Genomic DNA, 23,263 nt, shown 5'->3' on the forward strand with positions numbered 1-23,263 from the left:
TCGTTCGGTGTGAAGGATGGAGGGCACCGGCGGCGGGGTTCGGGTCGCCGCCGCCAGTGCCACGTCTTCACCGTAGGGTCGGAAACCCTCGCTCACCGGTGACTTCGCGAAGCCTCGCGCTGGTCTTTACCGGACCTTGAGGTTCTTGAGGTTCAGCCGGATGCCGCCTGCTGCGCGATGGCGACGGTCACCGTGTCGGTCGCGGTCTGCTTCGCGTACTCGTCGGCCTTGGGCTTGGTCTGCACGAGGAAGTCGTAGGTGAACTGCAGAGTCACGTACGTCGCGCCCTCGGGAACCTGCCCGACGTTGAAGGTCTGCGAGTAGCTGTAGGGCTTCAGGACGAGGTAGCCGTTCTTCACGCTCGCCTCGTCGATCTGCGGGTCGAGCGCGGGGAAGGTCTCTTCGGCGTTGGCCGGCACGGCGAGCATGGTCGCCTTCTGCAGGTACACCTTCTGCCCGTCGTTGGGCGTGATGGTCGTCACGAGCGACAGGCTGACGGGCTTGACGGCGTTCGCCGTCCACCGGTCCATCCGCAGGTCGGACCAGTAGTTGACGGCGACGCTCACGGCGCCCGCCTTCAGGTCCCGCTGCGTGGACCCGCTCGAGAGGTCGTTCTCGACGGGCGGCGCGACCACGACCGGCGGACTCGACACTGCGGCGGAGGCCGTCGGGGTCGGGCTCTGCAGGGCCCACGGGGACGGGCCGCATCCCGACAGCAGGGCAGCGCCGCCGACGATCGCCGCAGCGGCGGCCAGACGCATGGTTCTCATCCGCATCATGACCCCTCCCTGCGGTGCCGTCAGTCTACAAGTGCGGATGCCGCGGCCCGCCCGACGCGCATGTGTCGGAGTGCGACAGTGTTTACCTGTTCGAAACCCGCGTTAGTTGCCATTCCTGAGCAATTCCTGAATACTGGCAGAGTCCAACCAACGGGGGGCGGTCGGTTGGATCTTCTTTTGCCGCTGCGCCCCGAACTCACGACGACCGAAAGAAGCACCATGAAGCACAAGATCAGCAAGGCTGCGGCGGCTCTCGCCGTCGCCATCGCGGCGGTCTTCGCGGCTCCGGCCGTCGCGAGCGCCTACACTCCGACCCCCGCCGGCCCCGAGACCATCACGGTCACCCCCGGCGGCACGGCTCCCGTTCAGTTCACCGGCTTCGAGCCGGGCGAGCAGGTCACCTTCACCCTGACGGGTGAGGGCATCGGCGCCGACAACCTCGCCTTCGTGTCCTTTGCTGTGACCTCCACGTCTGTCACGAAGGACGCGAGCGAAGACGGCGCGGCCACGGCCACCGTCACCCTCCCCGACAACGCGACCGGTACCTACACCCTGGCCGCAGTTGGCGCTGAGAGCGGCGCCGCCGAGACCGTGACGATCGCGCTCGCGGCTGCATCCGGCGGCTCGGACAGCGACGGCGGCAGCGCCGGCGGACCCGCCCTCGGTGACACCGGTTTCGACGGTGACGCGCTCCTCGGCCTCTGGGTCGGCGGCGGCATCCTCGTCCTCGCCGGTGCGAGCATCGCGGTCGCGACCTCGGTCCGCCGCACGCGTCGGGCATAAGGCACTCGCGAACCATCGCAAATGGGAGAACCCCCGGGCCACGGTCCGGGGGTTCTCCCGTTTCTCGCGTCATCGGGGCTCAGTCGTCGACGGCGCCCAGTTCCCGTCGGGCCCGGGTCTGCTCCGCGCGCGCGGCCAGCAGATCATCCGCTGGGTAGCCGACTTCGGTGAGCGTCAGCCCGCGGGCGGCGAGCACCTTCACCTCGTTCGTGCGGACCAGCTCGTCGCGGATCTCGGCGACACGGTCCACTCCGATGCGCCCCTCCCCGACCGCGACGCAGGCGCCCACGAGCGCGCGCACCATGCTGTGGCAGAACGCATCCGCCTTCACCGAGGCGACGAGGACGCCGGACTCCTCACGGCGCCAGCCGTACTCGAGCAGCGTCCGGATCGTGGTCGCCTCCTCGCGCGGTTTGCAGTAGGCGGCGAAGTCGTGCAGTCCGCGCAGGCTGCGGGCGGCGGCATCCATCGACGCCACATCGAGATGCGCCGCGACCCAGGTCGTGCGTCCGCGCTCGAGCGGGTCGTAGCCGGTCGTCCGGTCCGCGACGCGGTAGGCGTACCGCCGCCACACGGCGGAGAAACGCGCGTCGAAGCCCTCGGGCGCCACGCTCACGCGGTGCACGGCCACATCCGGGTACGGACCGAGCACACCGTTGATGCGCGCCGCGAGCGCCTCGGGCTCCGGTCGCCGTCCCGACAGCAGCCGGCGCTCCTGCCCGTCGGTCAGGTCGAGGTGAGCCACCTGCGCCGAAGCGTGCACCCCGGCATCCGTCCGACCCGCGACCACGAGCCGCGGGTCTCCGCCGAGGATGCGGGCGATCGCCGCCTCGAGCGTCCCCTGCACGGTCCGCAGGCCCGGCTGCCGCGCCCAGCCTCGGAAGTCGGTGCCGTCGTAGGCGAGATCGATCCGCAGGCGCACGGTGTCAGCCTATCCGCGCCGGTCAGACTGCCGCGTCGACCTCCGCGCGCGTGGGCGGGTTGGCGCCGGGCCGCGACACGGTGATCCCTGCCGTCACGACGGCGCGGCGGAGCGCGCGCGGCAAAGCGTCAGCGTCGCCCGCGAGCAGTCCGGGGTCGTCGACGAGGCTCGTGATGAGGCTCGCCATGAACGCGTCGCCCGCGCCGATCGTGTCGGCGACGTCGACGACGAGCGGCGCGACCTCGACGAGACCCGACGGCCCGAGCGCGAGGGCGCCCTCGCCGCCGCGCGTCATCACGACGATCTGCGACCCCCGGGCGGCGATGGTCTCGAGCACGCGCGCGGCGGGCACACCCGGGTAGAGCGCCTCGGCATCCTCATCGCTCAGCTTCACCAGCGTCGCCGCCGCGAATGCCCGCTCGGCGACCGGCCGCGGGTCGGGTCCGACGAGCGCCGGCCGCACGTTCGGGTCGACCGTCACGACACGGCCCGCCTGCCGGGCGCGTTCGAGGGTCGCGAGCGCGACCTCTCCCCCGGGCTGCAGGAACAGCGCGATCGATCCGGAGTGGACGACGGATGCCGCCGCTGCCGCGTCCGCCGCCGCGTCGGCCTCGAGCGCCCACACGATGTCGAAGTCGTACTCGGCCGAGCCGTCGGCGCGCAGCCGGGCACGGGCGGTGGAGGTCGCGGCATCCGTCCAGGACGCCTCGTGGACGACCGCACCCGACGCGGTCACCTGATCGGCGATCCGCCGGCCGCGGTCGTCGCGGCCGAGGCGCGTCAGCAGGGTCGCCGGCACGTCCTGCCGCGCGATGCCGACGGCCACGTTCGCGGGACTGCCGCCGACGAACTCGGCGTCACCGCCGTCCCGCTCCACGATGTCGATGAGCGCTTCGCCGAGGACGAGGACGGCGTGCCGAGAGGTCATGCCCTCACTTTCGCACGTCGCCCGCGGGCGCGCACGTCGATGTCAGCGGACGACGGCGGTGATGGTCGGCAGGTGCGAGAGGAGCTCCTGACTGATCGACCCGAGCAGGAAGCGGGCGAGCGCACCCCGGCCGTGGGTGCCGACGACGACCATGCGGGCGTCGGCGGCGATCCCGGCCAGCACCTGCGACGGATGACCGCGCTCGACGCGGCGGACGATGCGCAGGTCGGGGTAGCGCGACGACAGGCCGGCGACGGACAGCGCCAGCACCTCCTCGGCCGTGGACTGCATGTTCGCGAGGTAGAGGTCGGGGTAGACCTCCATCGCGTTCCGCGGCGTGTGCACCGGCGTCCAGACGTTCACCGCGATGAGCGGCTCGCCGAGCCGGTCCGCCTCGGCGGCGGCGAACTCGATCGCGTGCTCGGACACCTCGGACCCGTCGATGCCGACGACGATCCCCATCCCCTCCCCGAGATCGCGGTCGGGGACGACCACGACGGGGCACTTCGCGCCCGCCGCGATCCGGATGCCGTGCACCCCGCGTGCCGGGCCGGTCCCCGGTCCCCGGTAGTCGCTGCCGATGACGAGGAGCGCGGCGTCCGCGGCGGCTTCGATCAGCTTGGTGACGGGGTTGCCGGATTCGACGCGGGTCGTGACCGGGACCCCGGCATCCGCCACCCGCGCCGCCTCGCCGTCGAGCAGACGCTGCGTCGCGGTCTGCGCCGCACCGAGCACCTCGGCCTCGCCGACGGCCCCGACCGCGCCGCCGACGACCGAGACCAGCTCGACCGCCTGCCGGCGCTGGGCGGCACGGGTCACGGCCCAGTCCACGGCACGGCGCGACACCGGGGCACCCGTGACTCCGATAATGATCTTTCCGGCCATGCTGCACGTCCCTTCTGGGGGCGACGCGCCTGCCGGATCGCGGTGACGTCTGCGGGCGCTCGTCCGTGTCTCGGTGATGCCAACCTATCCCGGCCACGGGCGAGGCGGGAAGGGGCGGGCCCGTTCAGGATGCCGACCTAGACTGGATGCCGCGAATCGCCCGCTCGCCTCGAGACCCCTCCCCCGCTTCGACATGACTCGACCTTCTTCCGCGCGCCTGCCAGGCCTCGACGGACTCCGCGCCGTCGCGGTCCTGCTGGTCGTCGTGTACCACCTGTTCCCGGCGCTGCCCGCCGGGTTCCTCGGTGTCGACGTCTTCTTCGTGATCTCCGGGTTCCTCATCACGACCCTGCTCCTCCGCGAGCGCGACGAGCACGGTCGGATCGGCCTGCTGGACTTCTGGCGGCGGCGGGCTCGCCGCCTGCTGCCCGCGATCGGGGTCGTCGTCCTCGTGACCGCGTCGCTCGCCTGGATGGTGGGCGGCGACATCCTCGTGGGTCTCGGCGGTCAGCTGCTCGGTGCGACGACGTTCTCGTACAACTGGGTGGCCGTCGCGAACGGGTCGTCCTATTTCGGCGGCGGTCTCGACTCCTCCGCGCCCGAACTGCTGCGGAACCTCTGGTCCCTCGCCGTCGAGGAGCAGTTCTACCTGCTCTGGCCGCTGCTACTGCCGCTCGTCCTGAGGCTGCGACGAGGCCGCGTGCCCGTCGCCGTCGGGTTGGCGGCGGCATCCGTCCTGGCCGCGGTGCTCCTCGCCGGCAGCGGCGCGACCCGCGTGTACTTCGGCACGGACACGCACGCCTTCGGTCTGCTGCTCGGCGTCGCCCTCGCCTTCTTGCGCCCGGCGGAGCGCCGCGGCGGCGTGCCTGCCGTGGTCGGCGGCGCGGCGATCGCCGGGGTCATCGGGCTCGCGTTCGTGACGCCGGGCGACGGGATCGAGACCTTCCCCGGGCTTCTCGTCGCGGCATCCGTCCTGACCGTCGTGGCGATCGCGTCAGCCGTGCGCGCGGGTTCGCGCCTCGGACAGGCGCTGGACGTCGCGCCGCTGCGCTGGATCGGCGAGCGGTCCTTCGGGATCTACCTCTGGCACTGGCCTCTCGTCGTCATCCTGACGGTCGCGACCACGCGCTCCTCCCCCGACGTCGCCGTCCCGGTCGAGGTCGCGCTCCTCACCCTGGCGCTCACGCTGGTCGCCGCCGAGGTGTCGTTCCGCTTCATCGAGCAGCCGGTACGCCGGCTCGGGTTCCGCGCGTCGCTTCGGTCCGCCGGGCGCGCGTTCCGCGGCGGCCCCGTGCGACGCCTCACCGCCACGGCCGCGATGGCCGCAGGGCTCCTCGTCGTCGCCGGCACGACCGCGGCGGTCGCCGACGCGCCGACGATGGCCTCGAGCGAAGCGGCCGTCCGCGACGGACGCGCGGCCCTCGACGCGGCATCCTCCCGCTCGCATCACGCGACGCTGCCCGGCGCCGCCCTCCGCAGCGACGACGCCGTGCTGCGTCCGGAGTGCCCGTCCGCGCACCTCAGCGACGACGAGGGACTCTGCACCCCGCCGGACGGCCGCCCCGCACCGCCCGCCTCCGTCCGTGTCGCCGGAGCGCGCGTGACCCTCGTCGGCGACTCCGTGATGCTCGCGTCCGCCGGCGGCCTCCTCGACCGGATGCCGGGCGCCCAAGTCGACGCGAAGGTGTCCCGCTCGATGGGGGCCGGCGTCGCGATCGTCGACCGTCTCGCCGCGCGCGGACAGCTGCGCGACTACGTCGTCGTGGGTCTCGGCACGAACGGACCGGTGGACCCCGACGACCTCGCGCGCCTGAAGAAGGATGTCGGCCCTCACCGCACGCTCGTGCTCGTGACCGCCCACGCGCCCCGCGACTGGATCCCGGGCGTCAACGAGGAGCTCGAGGCCTTCGCGCAGCACACCCCTGGGGTCGCGATCGCAGACTGGTCGGCGGCGATCAGCGGTCACGAAGACCTGCTGGCGGGCGACGGCATCCACCCCGGCGCCCGTGGCGGACAGCGCTACGCCGACGCCGTGGCCGACGCGATCGACGGTGTCGAGAACAGCCGCGCGCAGCTGCGCTACCGCGTCGAGCTCGCCCAGTGGGCCGTCGCCCAGACCTTCGACGCCGCGCGCTGACCCTCTCAGGACCGCTCCCCGCCACCGCGCCCGCCGAGCGACGCCCCCTCCGCATCCACATCATGTGCTCCGGACGAGGGCACACGTTCTGGACCGTGCACAGCGTGTGATGTCGTTGCGAGCACATGATGTGGCCAGGGAGGCGGCGGCCCGACGCCCCCGCGCGGGTACGAGAAAGGGCCCGCCCCGAAACGGGGGCGGGCCCTCGAATTCCCTCCGGGGAGGGAGCCTTACTTGGCCTCGTCGGCCTTCTCGTCGTCGGACGCGACGGCGTCCTCGGCGGTGGCTTCGGCAGCAGCGCCCTCCTCGGGCGACTCGGCACCGGCGTCGGCGGCGTCCTCAGCGGGCCTCTCGACCTCGGTCTCCTCAGCAGCGGGCTCCTCGGCGGCCGGAGCAGCGGCGGCCGGAGCAGCCTTCTTCGACGACTTCGCCTTCGGCGTGACGGGCTCGAGGACGAGCTCGATCACGGCCATGGGCGCGTTGTCGCCCTTGCGGTTGCCGACCTTCGTGATGCGGGTGTAGCCACCCTCACGCTCGGCGACCAGCGGCGCGATCTCGGCGAAGAGCTCGTGCACGACGGACTTGTCGCCGATGACCGACAGGACGCGACGGCGAGCGTGCAGGTCGCCGCGCTTGGCGAACGTCACCAGGCGCTCGGCGAACGGACGCAGGCGCTTGGCCTTGGTCTCGGTCGTGGTGATCGACTTGTGCGTGAACAGCGCGGCAGCGAGGTTCGCAAGCAGAAGACGCTCGTGGGCGGGGCCGCCACCGAGGCGGGCACCCTTCGTGGGCTTGGGCATGTCAATTACTCCTGGAAAGAAATTCAGTCAGTGGACCGGGGCGAACCGGAGTCCGCTCAGACGGTCTCGTCGTCGTAGCCGCCGTAGAAGTGCGCACCGTCGAACCCGGGGACCGAGTCCTTCAGCGACAGGCCGAGCGAGACGAGCTTGTCCTTGACCTCGTCGACCGACTTCTGACCGAAGTTGCGGATGTTCATGAGCTGCGTCTCCGAAAGGGCGACGAGCTCGGACACCGTGTTGATGCCCTCGCGCTTGAGGCAGTTGTACGAGCGGACCGACAGGTCGAGGTCCTCGATCGGCATCGAGAGCTCGTTGGTCATGACCTCGGCGACCGGCGCGGGGCCGATCTCGATGCCCTCGGCCTCGACGTTCAGCTCGCGGGCGAGACCGAACAGCTCGACCAGCGTGCGACCGGCCGACGCGACGGCGTCGCGGGGGCTGATCGACGACTTGGTCTCGACGTCCAGGACGAGCTTGTCGAAGTCGGTGCGCTCACCGGCACGGGTGGCGTCGACGCGGTAGCTGACCTTGAGGACGGGCGAGTAGATCGAGTCGATCGGGATCTGACCGGCCTCGGCGTACTCGTTGCGGTTCTGCGTGGCCGAGACGTAGCCGCGGCCGCGCTCGATCGTCAGCTCGAGCTCGAACTTCGCCGAGTCGTTGAGCGTCGCGATGACCAGGTCGGGGTTGTGGACCTCGACACCCGCGGGAGCGGAGATGTCGGCGGCCGTGACCTCGCCGGCGCCCGTCTTGCGCAGGTACGCGGTGATGGGCTCGTCGCGCTCGCTGGAGACCACCAGCTGCTTGATGTTGAGGATGATCTCGGTGACATCCTCCTTGACACCCGGGACGGTGCTGAACTCGTGCAGCACGCCGTCGATGCGGATGCTGGTGACCGCGGCACCCGGGATCGACGACAGCAGGCTGCGACGCAGCGCGTTGCCGATCGTGTAGCCGAAGCCCGGCTCGAGGGGCTCGATGACGAATCGGCTGCGGAAGTCGCCGACCTTCTCCTCGGTCAGAGTGGGACGCTGTGCAATGAGCACTATGTGTTCCTTTCAGTCACGTGACCGCTATATGACACGTGCAGTTGGTGAAGTGTTGAGTTGTGACCGGGATGCCGGGGCACGACGCACGTCGCACCCCCGGCATCCGTCGAGGATCAGACGCGGCGGCGCTTCGGGGGGCGGCAGCCGTTGTGGGCCTGAGGCGTGACGTCCTGGATCGAACCGACCTCGAGGCCGGCGGCCGTCAGCGAACGGATCGCGGTCTCGCGGCCCGAGCCGGGGCCCTTGACGAAGACGTCGACCTTCTTGACGCCGTGCTCCTGCGCCTGACGCGCAGCGGACTCGGCGGCCATACCGGCGGCGTACGGGGTCGACTTGCGCGAGCCCTTGAAGCCGACGCCACCCGAGGAGGCCCAGCTGATGACCGCACCCGAGGGGTCGGTGATCGAAACGATCGTGTTGTTGAACGTCGACTTGATGTGGGCCTGGCCCAGCGCGATGTTCTTCTTCTCCTTGCGGCGCGGCTTGCGCGCAGCGGACTTGGCCTGTGCCATGTGAGTGTTCTCCTAAACCTGTGGCGGCCGCGCTTTAGCGCGCCTTCTTCTTGCCGGCGACGGTGCGCTTGGGACCCTTGCGGGTACGCGCGTTGGTCTTCGTGCGCTGGCCGCGCACGGGCAGGCCGCGACGGTGGCGGATACCCTCGTACGAGCCGATCTCGACCTTGCGGCGGATGTCTGCGGCGACCTCGCGGCGCAGGTCACCCTCCACCTTGTAAGTGCCTTCGATGTGGTCGCGGAGAGCGACCAGCTGGTCGTCGGTGAGGTCCTTGACGCGGATCGACTCGTCGATGCCGGTCGAGCTGAGGATCTCGACGGAGCGGGTACGGCCGATGCCGTAGATGTAGGTGAGGGCGATCACCACGCGCTTGTCGCGCGGGATGTCAACGCCGGCAAGACGTGCCATGCGATGTCTCCTAGGAGTAAGTGGAGGTGTGGAGCAGGATCGGTGCCCGGGCCTCCGACCCGAGGTGTCCCCCGCTGAGCGGGTTCTGATCCTGCCGAGATGTGTTCAGTTGTGAGCCTGCGAGGCCGCGCCGGGGCGCGGCATCCCATCAGCCCTGGCGCTGCTTGTGACGCGGGTTCGACTTGCAGATGACCATGACGCGACCGTGGCGGCGGATGACCTTGCAGTGGTCGCAGATGGGCTTGACGGAGGGGTTGACCTTCATGATTTTCCTGATTCGCTGTCTTCGCCGACGCACACGGGTGTGCGGGGCGTTACTTCTCGACCGGTCTCAGCGGTAGCGGTAGACGATGCGACCGCGCGTGAGGTCGTAAGGCGAGAGCTCCACGACGACACGGTCTTCGGGGATGATGCGGATGTAGTTCTGCCGCATCTTTCCGGAGATCGTGGCCAGGACCTTGTGACCGTTGCTCAGCTCGACGCGGAACATCGCGTTCGGCAGAGCCTCGGAGATCACACCCTCGATCTCGATGACACCGTCTTTCTTCGCCATACGCTCGCTTACAGTTGGCAGACCGGTCGGTCTGCGGTGAGTGGGGATTGTGGTGACACGCCGAAACAGGCGCAACGCACCAAAGATTTAGTGTACGTGATATCGGGGCGACCCGCCACTCGGCGTGTCGCCGCCGCGCGCTCAGCCCGCGATTGTTCTTCGCCGAGTCACCATCCACGTGCCGATTCACCATCCGATGGCACGCATCTCGCTGGTGATTCGACGCAGCGATGGTGATTCGACGCGCCCACGGCTTCCTGCACAGCCCGATGAATGCCGCGGACGTCCCCCGACGGCTGTTCCGCATGGCGCGGGCTTCGACGGGAGGCGAGGGTGGGCGGATGGACTTCGACGACGCCGCGTCCCGGATCGAGACGCGTCCCGCGCTCCTCCGAGCGGGGATGACCCGCCGCGACATCGCGACGCTGAGCCACGGAGATCTTCGGAAGCTCGCTCGGGGCGCGTTCGTCGCATCGGAGACGTGGGATGCGGCGTGGCCCGCCGAACGCCATCTCCTGCAGGTGGCGGCCTATGAGCAGCGCCGGCGCGGCGGCGTCGTCTACTCCCACCTGACCGCTGCGCTGCTGCACGGACTGCCTCTCTGGGGCGCCCCGCCGACGCACGTGCACGTCTCCGACACGCAGCACAACGGGGCGGTCTCACGAGGTGCAACATACGTGTCCCGCCATCGATGCGCCGTACCCGACGTCGACGTGGTCTCATCGGGTGGCATCGTCCTCACCGCGCCCGCGCGCACCGTCGCGGACGTGCTGCGGACGACGCCCCGCGAGACCGCGATCGCAATAGCGGATGCCGCGCTCCGCGCGGTCGCGTGGGACGCTCGGCAGCGGCTCTACGACGCCGATGCAGCCGAATATCTCCGCGCCGAGATCGCGCGACGGTTGGCCACAGGCGCTCGCGGGGTACGGCAGGCGCGCGAACTCCTGGAGCTCGCCGTCGGGCGCTCGGAGTCCGCGGGAGAAAGTGTGAGCCGCTTGCGCCTGCACGACCTGGGATTCCGGCGGATCAGGCTTCAGGTGCCGGTGGGGCCCTACTTCGTCGACTTCGGCCTCGATGACGCCGCGGTGTGGGGCGAGTACGACGGCGAGGTGAAGTACCGCGACCTCGCCATGCGGCACGGGCGGGCCCTGGAGGATGTCCTGCGCGCGGAGAAGGAGCGGGAGGACTGGATTCGAGGGCTGACAGGGCGTCGCGTCATCCGCTGGACGACCGCCGACATCCGCTCCCCCGGCGGTCTGCGCTCGAAGCTCTACCGGTTCGACGTGTTCCCCACCCCGAATCACCGCCGAAACGCCGAATCACCACCCGAAGGCGCGCATTCGGGTGGTGACGGGGCAACCGAGTGGTGACTCGGCGAGTAAGCGCCGCTTCGCGCTCAGCGAGCGGACAGTCGCGAGAGGATGTCGGCCTGCGGGTCGTACGTGACCGGGACGACCTCGTCGTTCACGACGAGCGTCGGTGTCCCGGTGGCGCCTTCGGGCAGCTCCTGCGACTGGGCGAAGCTCTTGTACTCGTGGTCCTTGATCGACTTCTCGAGCTCGGCGGTCACGTTCACGCCGGCATCCTTCGCGATCTGGATGAGCTCGTCGTCGGTCAGGCCCGGCGTCTGCTCCTGGGGCCGCTTGTCCCAGAGCGCACGGAAGAAGGCGTAGGCGTTGTCGGGGTCGGCTTCGGCCACGGCGTACATGGCGGATGCCGCACGGCTTGAGTACTCGGTGCCCTGCGACAGCCGGTCGAGGATCGTGACCGGGTGCACCTCGAGGGTGATGCTGCCGTCGTCGACGAGGCCCGAGATCGTCTTGCCCTCGGCCTCCTCGAACTGGCCGCAGTACGGGCACATGAAGTCCACGTACGTGGCGACGGTGTCGGGCCCGTCGCCGAAGGTGATCGCACCGGTCTCGCGGTTGATGCCGCTGGCCTGCGGGACCGGTCCGGGGTCCGACGCCTGCGAGTTCAGCACAGCGACAACGGCGACGACACCCACCAGGACCGCCACCACCGCGACGCTGATCCAGATCGCGAACCAGTTGGTCTTACCCGTGGCCGTCGCCATGTGCGTGTCCTCCTCAGGAGATGGGGGTGGGGGTGATGCCGAAGGCCGCGAGTCCCGCGGCACCGCCGTCGGGGGCCGTCAGCACCCAGACACCTCCATCGTGCACCGCGACGCTATGTTCCCAATGAGAGCCGTCCTGGCCGTCGACCGTGCTGACGGTCCAGTCGTCGTCCTCGACGAGGGTCGCTTCGTCCCCCGCGACGATCATGGGCTCGATCGCGACGCACAGCCCCGGCCGCACCTCGGGTCCGAGGTCGGCGACGCGGTAGTTGAAGACCGTCGGGCCCTCGTGCATCTTGCGGCCGATCCCGTGTCCGACGTAATCGCGGAGGATGCCGTAGCCCTCCCCCGACGCCTCGACGTAGGACTGCACGGCGTCGCCGATCTCGCCGACGCGCGAGGCCGAGGCGAGCGCGGCGATGCCGGCCCACAGCGAGCCCTCGGTCACGTCCGACAGTCGCTGACGACGTTCGACGAGCTCGGGACGGTCCGGGTCGGGCACGACGATCGTGATCGCCGAGTCCCCGTTCCACCCTTCGAACTGCGCGCCGCAGTCGATCGAGACGATGTCCCCCGGCTGCAGGACCCGATCACCCGGGATGCCGTGGACGACCTCCTGGTTGACCGAGATGCACGTCGTGTGGTGGTAGCCGCGGACCAGCTGGAAGTTCGATTCCGCCCCGCGGGCGAGGATCGTGCGCTCGGCGATGGCATCGAGCTCCGCGGTCGTCGCACCCGCGCGAACCGCCGGACGCACGGCATCCAATGCCGCCGCGGTGATGAGACCCGGTTCGACCATTGCGCGCAGCTGCGCGGGCGTCTTGTAGATGGAGCGGCGGAAGACCATCAGGCGGTGATGCCGCGTGCCGCGAGGGCCGCCGTGATGCGCTCGGTGATCTCGTCGAGCGACCCGACGCCGTCGATCTCGTCGACGATGCCGCGCTCGCGGTACACGTCGAGGATCGGTGCGGTCTCGGACTCGTAGATCGACAGGCGCTTCGCGATCGACTCCTCGTTGTCGTCGGCGCGGCCCTGCTCGGCCGCACGACGCGAGAGGCGGGCGATCGACTCGTCCCGCGGCACCGAGAGCTCGATGACCGCGGTGAGCGGTTCGCCCCGCTGCTCGAGGAAGCCGTCGAGGTGGCCGACCTGGGTCAGGTTGCGCGGGTAGCCGTCCAGCAGGAAGCCGTGCGCGGCATCCTGCTGCGACAGTCGGTCGCGGACGATCTCGCTCGTCAGCTCGTCGGGGACGAGCTCGCCGGCGTCGATGATCGCCTTCACCTTGAGCCCGAGGTCCGTGCCGTCCTTGACGTTCGCGCGGAAGACGTCGCCGGTCGAGACGGTGGGGATGCCGAGCCGTTCGGCGATGCGGGCCCCCTGCGTCCCCTTGCCCGAGCCCTGCGGGCCGATGATCAGGAGGCGGGCGGGGGTCTGCGTCATCGGAGGAGTCCTTCGTAGTGGCGCTGCTGGAGCTGGGCGTCGATCTGCTTCACCGTCTCGAGACCGACACCGACGATGATGAGGATCGACGCGCCACCGAACGGGAAGTTCTGGTTGGCGCCCACCGTCGCGAGGGCCAGGAGCGGGAGCAGGGCGATGAGGCCCAGGTAGATGGAACCCGGCAGGGTGATGCGGGTGAGGACGTAGTCGAGGTACTCCGCCGTGGGACGGCCCGCACGGATGCCGGGGATGAACCCGCCGTACTTCTTCATGTTGTCTGCGACCTCGACCGGGTTGAACGTGATCGCGACGTAGAAGTAGGTGAAGCCGATGATGAGCAGGAAGTACACCGCCATGTAGAGCGGGTGGTCGCCGTTGACGAAGTTCGCCTGGATCCACGACACCCAGCCGGGCACGCTGCCGTCCGCAGCGGGGTTCGCGTTGAACTGCGCGATGAGGGCCGGGATGTACAGCAGCGACGACGCGAAGATGACGGGCACGACGCCGGCCATGTTGACCTTGATCGGGATGTACGTGTTGCTGCCGCCGAGCGTCCGGCGCCCGACCATGCGCTTCGCGTACTGGACCGGGATGCGGCGCTGCGACTGCTCGACGAACACGACCAGCGCAACGGTCGCGATGCCGACGGCCAGGACGAGCAGGAAGATCTCGAAGCTGCGGGCGACCGCGATGCTCCACAGCGCCGACGGGAAGGTCGCCGCGATCGAGGTGAAGATGAGGAGCGACATACCGTTGCCGATGCCGCGCTCGGTGACGAGCTCGGCCATCCACATGATGAGGCCGGTGCCGGCGGTCAGTGTGACGATCATGAGCAGCTGCGCCCACCAGGCCTCGTCGGTGAGGAGCTGCTGGCACTCGGCCACGCCGGTGATGCCGAAGAGCTGACCCGAGCGGGCGACGGTGACGAGTGTGGTCGACTGCAGCAGCGCCAGCGCGATCGTCAGGTAGCGGGTGTACTGGGTGAGCTTGGCCTGGCCGGCCTGGCCCTCCTTGTACAGGGTCTCGAAGTGCGGGATCACCACGCGGAGAAGCTGCACGATGATCGTGCCGGTGATGTAGGGCATCACGCCGAGCGCGAAGATCGACAGCTGCAGCAGCGCGCCGCCCGAGAAGAGGTTCACGAGCGAGAGCAGGCCCTCGGTCGACCCGGACTGGTCGAGGCAGGTCTTCACGTTCGGGAAGTCCACGAACGGAGCCGGGATGTGCGCGCCGAACCGGTAGATGGCGATGATGCCGAGCGTGAAACCGATCTTCCGACGGAGATCCGGAGTGCGGAAGACCCGCGCGATGGCGCTGAACAAAGGGATTTCCTCCAGTGGGATGCCGGGCGCGCCGGAGCACGCCGCATTCCAACATACGGCAACAGGGGCCGGAGGTTATCCTCCGGCCCCTGGCACGTGATTACTTGATCGAGCCGCCGGCGGCAACGATCTTCTGCTCGGCCGAACCCGAGACCTTGTCGACGGAGACCGTCAGCGCGACCGAGATGTCGCCGGTGCCGAGCACCTTGACCTTCTCGTTCTTGCGCACGGCGCCCTTGGCGACGAGGTCCGTCACGGTGACGTCGCCACCGTTGGGGTACAGCTCCGCGAGCTTGTCGAGGTTGACCACCTGGTACTCGACGCGGAACGGGTTCTTGAACCCGCGCAGCTTCGGCGTACGCATGTGGAGGGGCATCTGCCCACCCTCGAAGCCCACCTTGACCTGGTAACGAGCCTTCGTACCCTTGGTACCGCGGCCCGACGTCTTACCCTTCGAGCCCTCACCGCGACCGACACGGGTCTTCGCGACGTTGGCACCGGGGACCGGACGCAGGTGGTGGACCTTCAGCACGCCGGGGCGCGCCGCATCCTTCTTCGGGGCAGCCTTGTCGGCAGCGGGCCCAGCCGCAGCCTTCCGGGTTGCCGGCTTCTTGGCCTTGGGCTCGACGGCCTCGACCGTCTCGTCCTTCTTCTCAGCCATCAGTCGATCTCCTCAACCTTCACGAGGTGCGCGACGGTCTTGATGTACCCGCGCGTCTGCGCGTCATCGGGACGAACGACGGAGTCGTTGATCCGCTTCAGACCGAGCGAACGCAGCGTGTCACGCTGGTTCTGCTTCTCGCTCACCTTGGACTTGACCTGGGTCACCTTCAGACGAGCAGCCATCATGCACCCACCTTTGCAGCCTTGGCGGCGTCAGCCTCGGCACGGACCAGACGCGCGGGGGCGACCTGGTCGAAGTCGAGACCACGACGCGCAGCGACGGCGCGCGGCTCCTCGAGCTGCTTCAGCGCTGCGACGGTCGCGTGCACGATGTTGATCGTGTTCGACGAACCCAGCGACTTCGACAGCACATCGTGGATGCCGGCGCACTCGAGGACGGCGCGGACCGGACCACCGGCGATGACACCGGTACCGGCAGCGGCCGGACGCAGCAGCACGACACCGGCAGCAGCCTCACCCTGGACGGGGTGCGGGATGCTGGAGGCGACACGCGGCACGCGGAAGAAGTTGCGCTTGGCCTCTTCGACACCCTTCGAGATGGCGAGGGGGACCTCACGCGCCTTGCCGTAGCCGACACCGACGAGACCGTTGCCGTCACCCACGACGACGAGCGCCGTGAAGCTGAAGCGACGACCGCCCTTGACGACCTTCGACACGCGGTTGATCGTGACGACGCGCTCCAGGAACTGGTTGTCGCCGCGGTCGCGCGAGTTGCGGTCGCGGGTCTGGCTGCGCTCGCGGCCACCGCGGCGCGGCTCGCGCTCGCGCTCGGCGGGCGCCTCGGCCGTAGCCGCAGCCGCAGCGGGCTGCTCGGTCGCGGTCACTTCGTTCTCCTTGTTCTCGGTCACAGGTTCAGACCTCCTTCGCGAGCGCCGTCGGCGATCGCAGCGACGCGGCCCGCGTAGCGGTTGCCGCCGCGGTCGAACACGACCGTCTCGATGCCGGCAGCCTTCGCACGCTCAGCGACGAGCTCGCCGACCTTGCGGGCCTTGGCGGTCTTGTCACCATCGAACGTGCGCAGGTCGGCCTCGAGGGTGGAGGCCGATGCGACGGTGAAGCCCTTGCTGTCGTCGACCAGCTGGACGAAGACGTGGCGGGCGGAACGGGTCACGACGAGACGCGGACGCGCCTCGGTGCCCACGATCTTCTTGCGAAGACGGGCGTGACGACGCGAACGTGCGTCGGACTTCGACTTGAGAGCCATGGTTACTTACCACTCTTTCCGGCCTTGCGGCGAACGACCTCGCCCGCGTACCGCACACCCTTGCCCTTATAGGGCTCCGGCTTGCGGATCTTGCGGATGTTGGCGGCTGCCTCGCCGACGGCCTGCTTCGAGATACCGGCGACGGTGAGCTTGTTGTTGCCCTCGACGGTGAGCGTGATGCCCTCCGGCGCCTCGACCAGGACGGGGTGCGAGAAGCCGAGTGCGAACTCGACCGCCGTGCCCTTCTGAGCGACGCGGTAACCGGTGCCGACGACCTCGAGGCCCTTGGTGTAGCCCTGGGTCACGCCGATGATGTTGTTGTTGATGAGGGTGCGGGTGAGCCCGTGGAGAGCACGCGACTCGCGCTCGTCGTCGGGGCGGGAGACCAGGACCTGGTTCTCCTCGACCTTGACCTCGATGGGCTGTGCCACGGTGAGGTTCAGCTCGCCCTTGGGGCCCTTGACGGCGACGTCCTGGCCGGAGACCGTGACGGTCACACCGGCGGGGATGTCGATGGGAAGACGTCCAATACGCGACATGTCAGATCACCACACGTAGGCGAGGACTTCCCCGCCGACGCCCTTCTGCTCGGCCTGGCGGTCCGTGAGGAGGCCAGAGGAGGTGGACAGGATCGCGACCCCGAGGCCACCGAGGACCTTGGGAAGCTCGTTCGACTTCGCGTACACGCGGAGACCGGGCTTGGAGACGCGCTTGATGCCGGCGATCGACCGCTCGCGGTTCGGGCCGTACTTCAGGGTCAGGGTGAGGGTCTGGCCGACACGGGCGTCGGAGACCTCCCAGCCGGAGATGTAGCCCTCCTGCTGGAGGATCTCGGCGATGTGCGTCTTGAGCTTCGAGCTCGGCAGCGCGACGGTGTCGTGGTGCGCGGAGTTCGCGTTGCGCAGACGGGTCAGCATGTCTGCGACCGGGTCTGTCATCGTCATAAGTGTGTTCCTTTAGTCATGAGGTTTCGACTGCCGTTACACGACAGGCGACCTTCTATGAATGAGCGATATTCAGTTGTGCAGTCGTTCGGCCCCGGAGCACGCCCCGAGGCCGAACGATCGATCTTATCGGATCACGCCTGAGCGTCCGCCGACTTGAACGGGAAGCCCAGGTGCTTGAGCAGCGCCCGACCCTCGTCATCCGTCTTCGCCGTCGTGACGATGGTGATGTCGAAACCGCGGACGCGGTCGATCTTGTCCTGGTTGATCTCGTGGAACACGGACTGCTCCTGGAGACCGAAGGTGTAGTTGCCGTTGCCGTCGAACTGCGTCGCCGACAGTCCGCGGAAGTCGCGGATGCGGGGCAGGGCGAGGTTGACGAGACGGTCGACGAACTCCCACGCACGGTCACCGCGGAGGGTGACGTGGGCACCGATGGCCTGGCCCTCACGCAGCTTGAACTGCGCGATGGACTTGCGGGCCTTGGTGACGACCGGCTTCTGGCCGGTGATCTTGGTGAGGTCGTCGACCGCACCATCGATCACCTTGCTGTCGCGCGCAGCCTCACCGACACCGGTGTTGACGACGACCTTCACGAGACCGGGGATCTGCATGACGTTGGCGTAGCCGAACTCGTCCTGCAGAGCCTTCTTGATCTCGGTCTGGTACTTCTGCTTCAGGCGGGGCTGGATCTTGCCAGCCTCCGCGGCAGTTGCGTTGCTCATGTTCAGAGGTCCTTGCCGCTCTTCTTGGCGTAGCGGACGCGGACGGTGCGCTTGACGCCGTCCTTCGTCTGCTCCTCGACGCGGTGGCCGACACGGGTCGGCTTCTTGGTCGACGGGTCGACCAGCGCCACGTTGGAGATGTGGATCGGGGCTTCCATCGTCTCGATGCCGCCCGTCTTGGTGCCGCGCTGCGACTGGCCGACGCGGGTGTGCTTGGTGACGTAGTTCACGCCCTCCACCACGACGCGGTTCTGCTCGACGAGGACCTCGAGGACCTTGCCCTGCTTGCCGCGGTCGCCGCCCTTGTCCTGCTTGCGGCCACTGATGACCTGAACCAGGTCACCCTTCTTGATGTGCGCCATGATCAGATGACCTCCGGTGCCAGCGAGACGATCTTCATGAACTTCTTGTCGCGAAGCTCACGACCGACCGGGCCGAAGATGCGGGTGCCGCGGGGCTCCCCGTCGTTCTTCAGGATGACGGCGGCGTTCTCGTCGAACTTGATGTACGAACCGTCGGGACGACGGGTCGACTTGACGGTGCGGACGATGACGGCCTTGACCACATCGCCCTTCTTGACGTTGCCGCCCGGGATCGCGTCCTTGACGGTCGCCACGATGACATCCCCGACACCGGCGTAACGGCGGTTGGAACCACCGAGGACGCGGATCGTGAGGAGCTCCTTGGCGCCGGTGTTGTCGGCGACCTTGAGGCGAGACTCGTTCTGGATCATTGCTTACTTCGCCTTCTCGAGAATCTCGACCAGGCGCCAGCGCTTGGTGGCGCTGAGCGGACGGGTCTCGTTGATGAGGACGAGGTCGCCGATGCCGGCGGTGTTCTGCTCGTCGTGAGCCTTCACCTTCGACGTGCGGCGGATGACCTTGCCGTAGAGGGGGTGCTTCACGCGGTCCTCGACCTCGACGACGATCGTCTTGTCCATCTTGTCGCTGACGACGTAGCCGCGGCGGGCCTTGCGGTACCCACGGGCGTTGACGTCGCGGACGTCGTGCTCGGCCGACTCGTGACCAGCGGTCACGGGCGCCGTAGCGGCATCCTTCTTCTCAGCCATCACTCGGCCTCTTCCTTCGCGGCCTCAGCGGACTCGTCCGCCTTCTTGGCCTTGCTCTTCTTCGCCTTGGTGGCCGTCTCGACCGGGGCGGGGGTGGCACGGATGCCGAGCTCCCGCTCGCGGATGACGGTGTAGAGCCGCGCGATGTCGCGCTTGACCGCACGGATGCGGCCGTGGCTCTCGAGCTGGCCGGTGGCCGACTGGAAGCGCAGGTTGAACAGCTCTTCCTTGGCCTTGCGCAGCTCCTCCACGAGGCGCTGGTCTTCGAACGTGTCCAGCTCGCTCGGGGCGAGCGTCTTGGTGCCGACGGCCATTACGCGTCGCCCTCCTCGCGCTTGATGATGCGTGCCTTGAGCGGCAGCTTGTGGATGGCACGGGTCAGGGCCTCGCGAGCGAGCTGCTCGTTGACGCCCGCGACCTCGAAGAGGACGCGACCCGGCTTGACGTTGGCGACCCACCACTCGGGCGAACCCTTACCGGAACCCATGCGGGTTTCGGCCGGCTTCTTGGTGAGCGGACGGTCGGGGTAGATGTTGATCCACACCTTTCCGCCACGCTTGATGTGACGCGTCATGGCGATACGAGCGGACTCGATCTGACGGTTCGTCACGTAGGCGGGCGTGAGGGCCTGGATGCCGAACTCACCGAACGTGACCGCGGTGCCGCCGGTGGCGGCGCCGTCACGCTTCGGGTGGTGCTGCTTGCGGTACTTGACCTTGCGGGGAATAAGCATCAGGCAGACGCTCCTTCTGCGACGGGGGCCTCGCTGCGCGGGCCACGACGACGGTCGCCACCGCGGTCGTCACGACGTGACTTCGGCGCGTTGGCCTGCTCGCGAGCGAGCTCCTTGTTGGTGAGGTCGCCCTTGTAGATCCAGACCTTCACGCCGATGCGGCCGAAGGTGGTCTTCGCCTCGTAGAAGCCGTAGTCGATGTTCGCGCGGAGGGTGTGCAGGGGCACACGGCCTTCGCGGTAGAACTCCGACCGGCTCATCTCGGCGCCGCCGAGGCGGCCGGAGACCTGGATGCGGACGCCCTTGGCGCCGGCGCGCTGCGCACCCTGCAGACCCTTGCGCATCGCGCGGCGGAAGGCCACACGGGCGGAGAGCTGCTCGGCGATACCCTGCGCGACCAGCTGAGCGTCGGCCTCGGGGTTCTTGACCTCGAGGATGTTCAGCTGGATCTGCTTGCCGGTGAGCTTCTCGAGGTCGGCGCGGATGCGCTCGGCCTCGGCGCCGCGGCGGCCGATCACGATGCCCGGGCGGGCGGTGTGGATGTCGACGCGGACGCGGTCACGCGTGCGCTCGATCTCGATGTTGCTCACGCCGGCACGGTCGAGCGACGTCGTCAGGAGGCGACGGATCTTGACGTCCTCCGCCACGTAGTCGGCGTAGCGCTGCCCGGGCTTGGTGGAGTCCGAGAACCAACGCGACACGTGGTCGGTGGTGATGCCGAGGCGGAAGCCGTACGGGTTGACCTTCTGTCCCATTACTTGCTCGCCTTCTTGGTCTGGGCAGCCGGGGCGGACTCGGCGACCTCGGGGGTCGAGAGCACGACCGTGATGTGGCTGGTGCGCTTCTTGATCTGGAACGCGCGACCCTGGGCGCGGGGCTGGAAACGCTTGAGCGTCGTGCCCTCGTCCACGTACGCGTTCTTCACGTACAGGTCCTGCTCGTCCAGGAACTCGTTGTCCTTGTCGGCCTTCACACGAGCATTCGCGACCGCAGCGGCCACGAGCTTGTAGATGGGCTCGCTGGCACCCTGGGGAGCGAACTTCAGGATGGCGAGAGCCTCCTGAGCCTGCTTGCCCTTGATGAGCGCGACGACACGACGAGCCTTCTGAGGGGTCACGCGGATGTGCTTCACGCGTGCGATGGATTCCACCACTTTTACTCCTCCTCTTCCTCTCTCTGAGAGCGTCGCCGCGTCAGCGGCGACGGCCCTTCTTGTCGTCCTTCTCGTGGCCGCGGAAGGTGCGGGTGGGCGCGAACTCGCCCAGCTTGTGACCGACCATGGTCTCGGACACGAACACGGGGATGTGCTTGCGTCCGTCGTGCACGGCGATCGTGTGACCCAGCATGGCCGGGATGATCATCGAACGACGCGACCAGGTCTTGATGACGTTCTTGGTACCGGCTTCGTTCTGCGAGACGACCTTGCGAAGCAGGTGCTCGTCGACGAAGGGGCCCTTCTTAAGGCTGCGAGGCATCTTCCTCTACTCCTACTTCCGCTTCTTGCCGGCGTTGCGACGGCGAACGATCAACTTGTCGCTTTCCTTGTTGGGGTGCCGGGTACGACCCTCGGCCTGGCCCCAAGGAGTGACGGGGTGACGTCCACCGGAGGTCTTACCCTCACCACCACCGTGCGGGTGGTCGACCGGGTTCATGGCGACACCGCGGACGGTCGGGCGGATGCCCTTCCAGCGGTTACGGCCGGCCTTGCCCCAGTTGATGTTGGACTGCTCGGCGTTGCCGACCTCGCCGATGGTGGCGCGGCAGCGCGCGTCAACGTTGCGGATCTCACCCGAGGGCAGACGCAGCTGCGCGTACGGGCCGTCCTTCGCCACGAGGCGGACGGACGCACCGGCCGAGCGTGCCATCTTCGCGCCGCCGCCGGGGCGGAGCTCGATCGCGTGGATGACCGTACCGGTGGGGATGTTGCGCAGCGGCAGGTTGTTGCCGGGCTTGATGTCGGCGCCGGCACCCGACTCGACGATGTCACCCTGCGACAGCTTGTTCGGGGCGAGGATGTACCGCTTCTCACCGTCGAAGTAGTGCAGCAGCGCGATGCGCGCGGTGCGGTTGGGGTCGTACTCGATGTGAGCGACCTTGGCGTTGATGCCGTCCTTGTCGTTACGACGGAAGTCGATCACGCGGTACTGGCGCTTGTGGCCACCACCGATGTGACGGGTCGTGATGCGGCCCTGGTTGTTGCGACCACCGGTCTTCGCCAGCGGGCGAAGGAGCGACTTCTCGGGCGTCGACCGCGTGATCTCAGCGAAGTCGGCGACCGACGAACCGCGACGACCGGGGGTCGTGGGCTTGTACTTGCGAATAGCCATGTCTCTAGTCCTCTATCCCAGCTGTCAGCCGACGGCCGTGAAGATGTCGATGGTGCCCGACTTCAGGCTCACGATGGCGCGCTTGGTGTCCTTGCGCTTACCGGTGCCGAAACGGGTGCGGCGGGACTTGCCCGGGCGGTTGAGCGTGTTCACCGACGCGACCTTGACGCCGAAGATCTTCTCGATGGCGAGCTTGATCTCGGTCTTGGTGGCGCGCGGGTCCACGAGGAACGTGTACTTGCCCTCGTCGATGAGCCCGTAGCTCTTCTCGGAGACGACCGGCTTCAGGATGATGTCGCGCGGGTCCTTGTTGACGGCGGTCATGCCGAGACCTCCTCGGTGGAGCCGGCCTTCGCAGCGACGAACGCGTCGTAGGCGGCCTTGGTGAAGACGATGTCGTCGGAGACGAGCACGTCGTAGGCGTTGAGCTGGTCGAACGTGAGCACGTGGACGTACGCGAGGTTGCGGACGCTCTTGACGCTCAGCTCGTCATCACGCGTGATGACGACCATGACGTTCTTCGTCGGCGCGAGCTGAGCCAGAACCGCGGCAGCAGCCTTCGTCGAGGGCGCACCCTCGATGCCGAACGAGTCGATGACGTGCAGACGCCCGCCGCGAGCCCGGTCGCTGAGCGCGCCCAGGAGGGCGGCGGCGACCATCTTCTTGGGGGTGCGCTGCGAGTAGTTGCGCGGCTTCGGTCCGTGGACGATGCCACCACCGGTCATGTGCGGCGCGCGGATCGAGCCCTGACGGGCGTTACCCGTGCCCTTCTGCTTGAAGGGCTTGCGGCCGGCACCGGAGACCTCACCGCGACGCTTGGTCGAGTGGGTGCCCTGGCGAGCCGCCGCGAGCTGCGCGACGACGACCTGGTGGATGAGGGGGATGTTCGTCTTGACGTCGAACAGCGCGGCGGGCAGCTCCACGGAGCCGGCCTTCTTGCCGTCTGCCTTCACGACGTCGAGCGCGAGAGTCGAGTCAGCCATG

At 68.5% G+C, this 23,263-nt stretch carries 35 protein-coding genes; 3 read left to right on the forward strand and 32 right to left on the reverse strand.

What is annotated here, in order from left to right; translation table 11 throughout:
- Positions 1-152: 152 nt before the first annotated feature.
- The gene (locus AYL44_RS10790) at positions 153-770 is read right to left on the reverse strand and encodes a hypothetical protein (protein ID WP_231872785.1); all 618 of its coding nucleotides are present in this window, start codon (positions 768-770) and stop codon (positions 153-155) included.
- A gap of 228 nt (positions 771-998) precedes the next feature.
- On the opposite strand from AYL44_RS10790, the gene AYL44_RS10795 reads away from it, so the two are divergent.
- Positions 999-1,562: a hypothetical protein gene (locus AYL44_RS10795; protein WP_064003307.1), complete on the forward strand. Its 564-nt coding sequence runs from the start codon at positions 999-1,001 to the stop codon at positions 1,560-1,562.
- 79 nt (positions 1,563-1,641) lie between these two features.
- Here the strand turns inward: AYL44_RS10795 and truA are convergent, their stop codons facing one another.
- From truA to AYL44_RS10810, 3 genes are read right to left on the reverse strand one after another with little or no spacing between them, the layout of a single operon-like run.
- Positions 1,642-2,484: a tRNA pseudouridine(38-40) synthase TruA gene (gene truA, locus AYL44_RS10800; RefSeq protein WP_064003308.1), complete on the reverse strand. Its 843-nt coding sequence runs from the start codon at positions 2,482-2,484 to the stop codon at positions 1,642-1,644.
- Positions 2,485-2,506: 22 nt separating this feature from the next.
- Positions 2,507-3,412, reverse strand: coding sequence for a PfkB family carbohydrate kinase (locus tag AYL44_RS10805; protein WP_064003309.1), 906 nt, complete (start codon positions 3,410-3,412; stop codon positions 2,507-2,509).
- Between the two features lie 42 nt (positions 3,413-3,454).
- Entirely contained in the window at positions 3,455-4,297 is an 843-nt protein-coding gene (locus AYL44_RS10810; RefSeq protein ID WP_064003310.1) for a universal stress protein, read from the reverse strand.
- 193 nt (positions 4,298-4,490) lie between these two features.
- On the opposite strand from AYL44_RS10810, the gene AYL44_RS10815 reads away from it, so the two are divergent.
- Positions 4,491-6,434, forward strand: a complete 1,944-nt coding sequence (locus AYL44_RS10815) for an acyltransferase family protein (protein WP_064003311.1) — start codon at positions 4,491-4,493, stop codon at positions 6,432-6,434.
- 230 nt (positions 6,435-6,664) lie between these two features.
- Here the strand turns inward: AYL44_RS10815 and rplQ are convergent, their stop codons facing one another.
- The 6 genes from rplQ to infA all read right to left on the reverse strand — a co-directional run bounded on the left by rplQ (position 6,665) and on the right by infA (position 9,757).
- The gene (gene rplQ / locus AYL44_RS10820) at positions 6,665-7,234 is read right to left on the reverse strand and encodes a 50S ribosomal protein L17 (protein ID WP_064003312.1); all 570 of its coding nucleotides are present in this window, start codon (positions 7,232-7,234) and stop codon (positions 6,665-6,667) included.
- 56 nt (positions 7,235-7,290) lie between these two features.
- Positions 7,291-8,280: a DNA-directed RNA polymerase subunit alpha gene (locus tag AYL44_RS10825; RefSeq protein WP_064003313.1), complete on the reverse strand. Its 990-nt coding sequence runs from the start codon at positions 8,278-8,280 to the stop codon at positions 7,291-7,293.
- A gap of 116 nt (positions 8,281-8,396) precedes the next feature.
- Positions 8,397-8,795: a 30S ribosomal protein S11 gene (rpsK, locus tag AYL44_RS10830; protein ID WP_018171470.1), complete on the reverse strand. Its 399-nt coding sequence runs from the start codon at positions 8,793-8,795 to the stop codon at positions 8,397-8,399.
- Between the two features lie 34 nt (positions 8,796-8,829).
- Positions 8,830-9,204 (reverse strand): 30S ribosomal protein S13, encoded by a 375-nt coding sequence (rpsM, locus tag AYL44_RS10835; RefSeq protein ID WP_064003314.1) that lies wholly within the window; start codon positions 9,202-9,204, stop codon positions 8,830-8,832.
- A 148-nt stretch (positions 9,205-9,352) separates the two neighbouring features.
- Entirely contained in the window at positions 9,353-9,469 is a 117-nt protein-coding gene (gene rpmJ / locus AYL44_RS10840; RefSeq protein ID WP_005050492.1) for a 50S ribosomal protein L36, read from the reverse strand.
- Positions 9,470-9,535: 66 nt separating this feature from the next.
- Entirely contained in the window at positions 9,536-9,757 is a 222-nt protein-coding gene (infA, locus tag AYL44_RS10845) for a translation initiation factor IF-1 (protein ID WP_017201569.1), read from the reverse strand.
- A 341-nt stretch (positions 9,758-10,098) separates the two neighbouring features.
- On the opposite strand from infA, the gene AYL44_RS10850 reads away from it, so the two are divergent.
- Entirely contained in the window at positions 10,099-11,127 is a 1,029-nt protein-coding gene (locus tag AYL44_RS10850) for a hypothetical protein (protein WP_064003315.1), read from the forward strand.
- A gap of 26 nt (positions 11,128-11,153) precedes the next feature.
- On the opposite strand, the gene AYL44_RS10855 is transcribed toward AYL44_RS10850, so the two are convergent.
- From AYL44_RS10855 to rplD, 22 genes are all read right to left on the reverse strand, one after another.
- On the reverse strand, positions 11,154-11,831 hold the full coding sequence (locus tag AYL44_RS10855; protein ID WP_064003316.1) for a DsbA family protein: 678 nt from the start codon (positions 11,829-11,831) through the stop codon (positions 11,154-11,156).
- Positions 11,832-11,844: 13 nt separating this feature from the next.
- Entirely contained in the window at positions 11,845-12,678 is an 834-nt protein-coding gene (gene map / locus AYL44_RS10860; protein ID WP_064003317.1) for a type I methionyl aminopeptidase, read from the reverse strand.
- Positions 12,678-13,271, reverse strand: a complete 594-nt coding sequence (locus AYL44_RS10865; RefSeq protein ID WP_064003318.1) for an adenylate kinase — start codon at positions 13,269-13,271, stop codon at positions 12,678-12,680. The genes map and AYL44_RS10865 overlap by 1 nt, the downstream gene beginning before the upstream one ends.
- Positions 13,268-14,593: a preprotein translocase subunit SecY gene (gene secY / locus AYL44_RS10870; protein ID WP_064003319.1), complete on the reverse strand. Its 1,326-nt coding sequence runs from the start codon at positions 14,591-14,593 to the stop codon at positions 13,268-13,270. Before secY ends, AYL44_RS10865 begins: the two co-directional genes overlap by 4 nt.
- A 100-nt stretch (positions 14,594-14,693) precedes the next feature.
- A complete protein-coding gene (gene rplO / locus AYL44_RS10875; RefSeq protein ID WP_082886191.1) occupies positions 14,694-15,254 on the reverse strand; it encodes a 50S ribosomal protein L15 in 561 nt (186 codons plus the stop codon).
- Complete coding sequence (rpmD, locus tag AYL44_RS10880) at positions 15,254-15,439, reverse strand: 50S ribosomal protein L30 (protein WP_020098644.1); 186 nt, start codon at positions 15,437-15,439, stop codon at positions 15,254-15,256. Before rpmD ends, rplO begins: the two co-directional genes overlap by 1 nt.
- Entirely contained in the window at positions 15,439-16,125 is a 687-nt protein-coding gene (rpsE, locus tag AYL44_RS10885) for a 30S ribosomal protein S5 (RefSeq protein ID WP_064003320.1), read from the reverse strand. The genes rpmD and rpsE overlap by 1 nt, the downstream gene beginning before the upstream one ends.
- A complete protein-coding gene (gene rplR, locus AYL44_RS10890; RefSeq protein WP_064003321.1) occupies positions 16,122-16,481 on the reverse strand; it encodes a 50S ribosomal protein L18 in 360 nt (119 codons plus the stop codon). The genes rpsE and rplR overlap by 4 nt, the downstream gene beginning before the upstream one ends.
- A 2-nt stretch (positions 16,482-16,483) precedes the next feature.
- Entirely contained in the window at positions 16,484-17,020 is a 537-nt protein-coding gene (gene rplF, locus AYL44_RS10895; protein ID WP_064003322.1) for a 50S ribosomal protein L6, read from the reverse strand.
- Positions 17,021-17,026: 6 nt separating this feature from the next.
- A complete protein-coding gene (rpsH, locus tag AYL44_RS10900; protein ID WP_064003323.1) occupies positions 17,027-17,425 on the reverse strand; it encodes a 30S ribosomal protein S8 in 399 nt (132 codons plus the stop codon).
- Positions 17,426-17,559: 134 nt separating this feature from the next.
- Positions 17,560-18,150: a 50S ribosomal protein L5 gene (gene rplE, locus AYL44_RS10905; RefSeq protein ID WP_064003324.1), complete on the reverse strand. Its 591-nt coding sequence runs from the start codon at positions 18,148-18,150 to the stop codon at positions 17,560-17,562.
- A gap of 2 nt (positions 18,151-18,152) precedes the next feature.
- Complete coding sequence (rplX, locus tag AYL44_RS10910) at positions 18,153-18,512, reverse strand: 50S ribosomal protein L24 (RefSeq protein ID WP_064003325.1); 360 nt, start codon at positions 18,510-18,512, stop codon at positions 18,153-18,155.
- Positions 18,513-18,514: 2 nt separating this feature from the next.
- The gene (gene rplN / locus AYL44_RS10915; protein WP_064003326.1) at positions 18,515-18,883 is read right to left on the reverse strand and encodes a 50S ribosomal protein L14; all 369 of its coding nucleotides are present in this window, start codon (positions 18,881-18,883) and stop codon (positions 18,515-18,517) included.
- 3 nt (positions 18,884-18,886) lie between these two features.
- A complete protein-coding gene (rpsQ, locus tag AYL44_RS10920; protein WP_082886192.1) occupies positions 18,887-19,219 on the reverse strand; it encodes a 30S ribosomal protein S17 in 333 nt (110 codons plus the stop codon).
- Positions 19,219-19,533 carry a 50S ribosomal protein L29 gene (gene rpmC, locus AYL44_RS10925; protein WP_018187344.1) on the reverse strand — a complete coding sequence of 105 codons (315 nt, stop codon included), beginning with the start codon at positions 19,531-19,533 and terminating at the stop codon, positions 19,219-19,221. Before rpmC ends, rpsQ begins: the two co-directional genes overlap by 1 nt.
- Positions 19,533-19,952, reverse strand: coding sequence for a 50S ribosomal protein L16 (gene rplP, locus AYL44_RS10930; protein WP_064003327.1), 420 nt, complete (start codon positions 19,950-19,952; stop codon positions 19,533-19,535). Before rplP ends, rpmC begins: the two co-directional genes overlap by 1 nt.
- On the reverse strand, positions 19,952-20,707 hold the full coding sequence (gene rpsC, locus AYL44_RS10935) for a 30S ribosomal protein S3 (RefSeq protein WP_064003328.1): 756 nt from the start codon (positions 20,705-20,707) through the stop codon (positions 19,952-19,954). Before rpsC ends, rplP begins: the two co-directional genes overlap by 1 nt.
- Positions 20,707-21,105, reverse strand: coding sequence for a 50S ribosomal protein L22 (gene rplV / locus AYL44_RS10940; protein WP_064003329.1), 399 nt, complete (start codon positions 21,103-21,105; stop codon positions 20,707-20,709). Before rplV ends, rpsC begins: the two co-directional genes overlap by 1 nt.
- 40 nt (positions 21,106-21,145) lie before the next feature.
- Positions 21,146-21,427, reverse strand: a complete 282-nt coding sequence (gene rpsS / locus AYL44_RS10945) for a 30S ribosomal protein S19 (protein ID WP_018187348.1) — start codon at positions 21,425-21,427, stop codon at positions 21,146-21,148.
- Between the two features lie 12 nt (positions 21,428-21,439).
- Complete coding sequence (gene rplB / locus AYL44_RS10950) at positions 21,440-22,279, reverse strand: 50S ribosomal protein L2 (protein ID WP_036309862.1); 840 nt, start codon at positions 22,277-22,279, stop codon at positions 21,440-21,442.
- Between the two features lie 24 nt (positions 22,280-22,303).
- Complete coding sequence (gene rplW / locus AYL44_RS10955) at positions 22,304-22,603, reverse strand: 50S ribosomal protein L23 (protein WP_064003330.1); 300 nt, start codon at positions 22,601-22,603, stop codon at positions 22,304-22,306.
- Entirely contained in the window at positions 22,600-23,262 is a 663-nt protein-coding gene (gene rplD, locus AYL44_RS10960; protein WP_064003331.1) for a 50S ribosomal protein L4, read from the reverse strand. The genes rplW and rplD overlap by 4 nt, the downstream gene beginning before the upstream one ends.
- Between the last annotated feature and the right edge of the window lies 1 nt (position 23,263).

Origin of the sequence: Microbacterium oleivorans, assembly GCF_001644225.1 — a bacterium.
GTDB classification, from domain to species: Bacteria; Actinomycetota; Actinomycetes; order Actinomycetales; family Microbacteriaceae; genus Microbacterium; species Microbacterium gawkjiense.

What these genes read in the sequence shown, in the direction of transcription:
- rplE (WP_064003324.1), bottom strand. Translation starts at nt 18,150, where the DNA reads ATGAGCAACGCAACTGCCGCGGAGGCTGGCAAGATCCAGCCCCGCCTG.
- map (WP_064003317.1), bottom strand. Translation starts at nt 12,678, where the DNA reads ATGGTCTTCCGCCGCTCCATCTACAAGACGCCCGCGCAGCTGCGCGCA.
- rpmD (WP_020098644.1), bottom strand. Translation starts at nt 15,439, where the DNA reads ATGGCTGCTCGTCTGAAGGTGACCCAGGTCAAGTCCAAGGTGAGCGAG.
- rpmC (WP_018187344.1), bottom strand. Translation starts at nt 19,533, where the DNA reads ATGGCCGTCGGCACCAAGACGCTCGCCCCGAGCGAGCTGGACACGTTC.
- AYL44_RS10805 (WP_064003309.1), bottom strand. Translation starts at nt 3,412, where the DNA reads ATGACCTCTCGGCACGCCGTCCTCGTCCTCGGCGAAGCGCTCATCGAC.
- rpsK (WP_018171470.1), bottom strand. Translation starts at nt 8,795, where the DNA reads ATGGCACAGGCCAAGTCCGCTGCGCGCAAGCCGCGCCGCAAGGAGAAG.
- AYL44_RS10810 (WP_064003310.1), bottom strand. Translation starts at nt 4,297, where the DNA reads ATGGCCGGAAAGATCATTATCGGAGTCACGGGTGCCCCGGTGTCGCGC.
- rplR (WP_064003321.1), bottom strand. Translation starts at nt 16,481, where the DNA reads ATGGCTCTCAAGTCGAAGTCCGACGCACGTTCGCGTCGTCACGCCCGT.
- AYL44_RS10850 (WP_064003315.1), top strand. Translation starts at nt 10,099, where the DNA reads ATGGACTTCGACGACGCCGCGTCCCGGATCGAGACGCGTCCCGCGCTC.
- rplX (WP_064003325.1), bottom strand. Translation starts at nt 18,512, where the DNA reads ATGGCGCACATCAAGAAGGGTGACCTGGTTCAGGTCATCAGTGGCCGC.
- rplF (WP_064003322.1), bottom strand. Translation starts at nt 17,020, where the DNA reads ATGTCGCGTATTGGACGTCTTCCCATCGACATCCCCGCCGGTGTGACC.
- AYL44_RS10790 (WP_231872785.1), bottom strand. Translation starts at nt 770, where the DNA reads ATGAGAACCATGCGTCTGGCCGCCGCTGCGGCGATCGTCGGCGGCGCT.
- rplO (WP_082886191.1), bottom strand. Translation starts at nt 15,254, where the DNA reads ATGGCTGAGAAGAAGGACGAGACGGTCGAGGCCGTCGAGCCCAAGGCC.
- rpsS (WP_018187348.1), bottom strand. Translation starts at nt 21,427, where the DNA reads ATGCCTCGCAGCCTTAAGAAGGGCCCCTTCGTCGACGAGCACCTGCTT.
- AYL44_RS10865 (WP_064003318.1), bottom strand. Translation starts at nt 13,271, where the DNA reads ATGACGCAGACCCCCGCCCGCCTCCTGATCATCGGCCCGCAGGGCTCG.
- infA (WP_017201569.1), bottom strand. Translation starts at nt 9,757, where the DNA reads ATGGCGAAGAAAGACGGTGTCATCGAGATCGAGGGTGTGATCTCCGAG.
- rplD (WP_064003331.1), bottom strand. Translation starts at nt 23,262, where the DNA reads ATGGCTGACTCGACTCTCGCGCTCGACGTCGTGAAGGCAGACGGCAAG.
- rplN (WP_064003326.1), bottom strand. Translation starts at nt 18,883, where the DNA reads ATGATCCAGAACGAGTCTCGCCTCAAGGTCGCCGACAACACCGGCGCC.
- rplW (WP_064003330.1), bottom strand. Translation starts at nt 22,603, where the DNA reads ATGACCGCCGTCAACAAGGACCCGCGCGACATCATCCTGAAGCCGGTC.
- rplB (WP_036309862.1), bottom strand. Translation starts at nt 22,279, where the DNA reads ATGGCTATTCGCAAGTACAAGCCCACGACCCCCGGTCGTCGCGGTTCG.
- rpmJ (WP_005050492.1), bottom strand. Translation starts at nt 9,469, where the DNA reads ATGAAGGTCAACCCCTCCGTCAAGCCCATCTGCGACCACTGCAAGGTC.
- rpsH (WP_064003323.1), bottom strand. Translation starts at nt 17,425, where the DNA reads ATGACGATGACAGACCCGGTCGCAGACATGCTGACCCGTCTGCGCAAC.
- rplP (WP_064003327.1), bottom strand. Translation starts at nt 19,952, where the DNA reads ATGCTTATTCCCCGCAAGGTCAAGTACCGCAAGCAGCACCACCCGAAG.
- rpsM (WP_064003314.1), bottom strand. Translation starts at nt 9,204, where the DNA reads ATGGCACGTCTTGCCGGCGTTGACATCCCGCGCGACAAGCGCGTGGTG.
- rpsQ (WP_082886192.1), bottom strand. Translation starts at nt 19,219, where the DNA reads ATGGCTGAGAAGAAGGATGCCGCTACGGCGCCCGTGACCGCTGGTCAC.
- AYL44_RS10855 (WP_064003316.1), bottom strand. Translation starts at nt 11,831, where the DNA reads ATGGCGACGGCCACGGGTAAGACCAACTGGTTCGCGATCTGGATCAGC.
- rplQ (WP_064003312.1), bottom strand. Translation starts at nt 7,234, where the DNA reads ATGCCCAAGCCCACGAAGGGTGCCCGCCTCGGTGGCGGCCCCGCCCAC.
- AYL44_RS10795 (WP_064003307.1), top strand. Translation starts at nt 999, where the DNA reads ATGAAGCACAAGATCAGCAAGGCTGCGGCGGCTCTCGCCGTCGCCATC.
- rpsC (WP_064003328.1), bottom strand. Translation starts at nt 20,707, where the DNA reads ATGGGACAGAAGGTCAACCCGTACGGCTTCCGCCTCGGCATCACCACC.
- AYL44_RS10815 (WP_064003311.1), top strand. Translation starts at nt 4,491, where the DNA reads ATGACTCGACCTTCTTCCGCGCGCCTGCCAGGCCTCGACGGACTCCGC.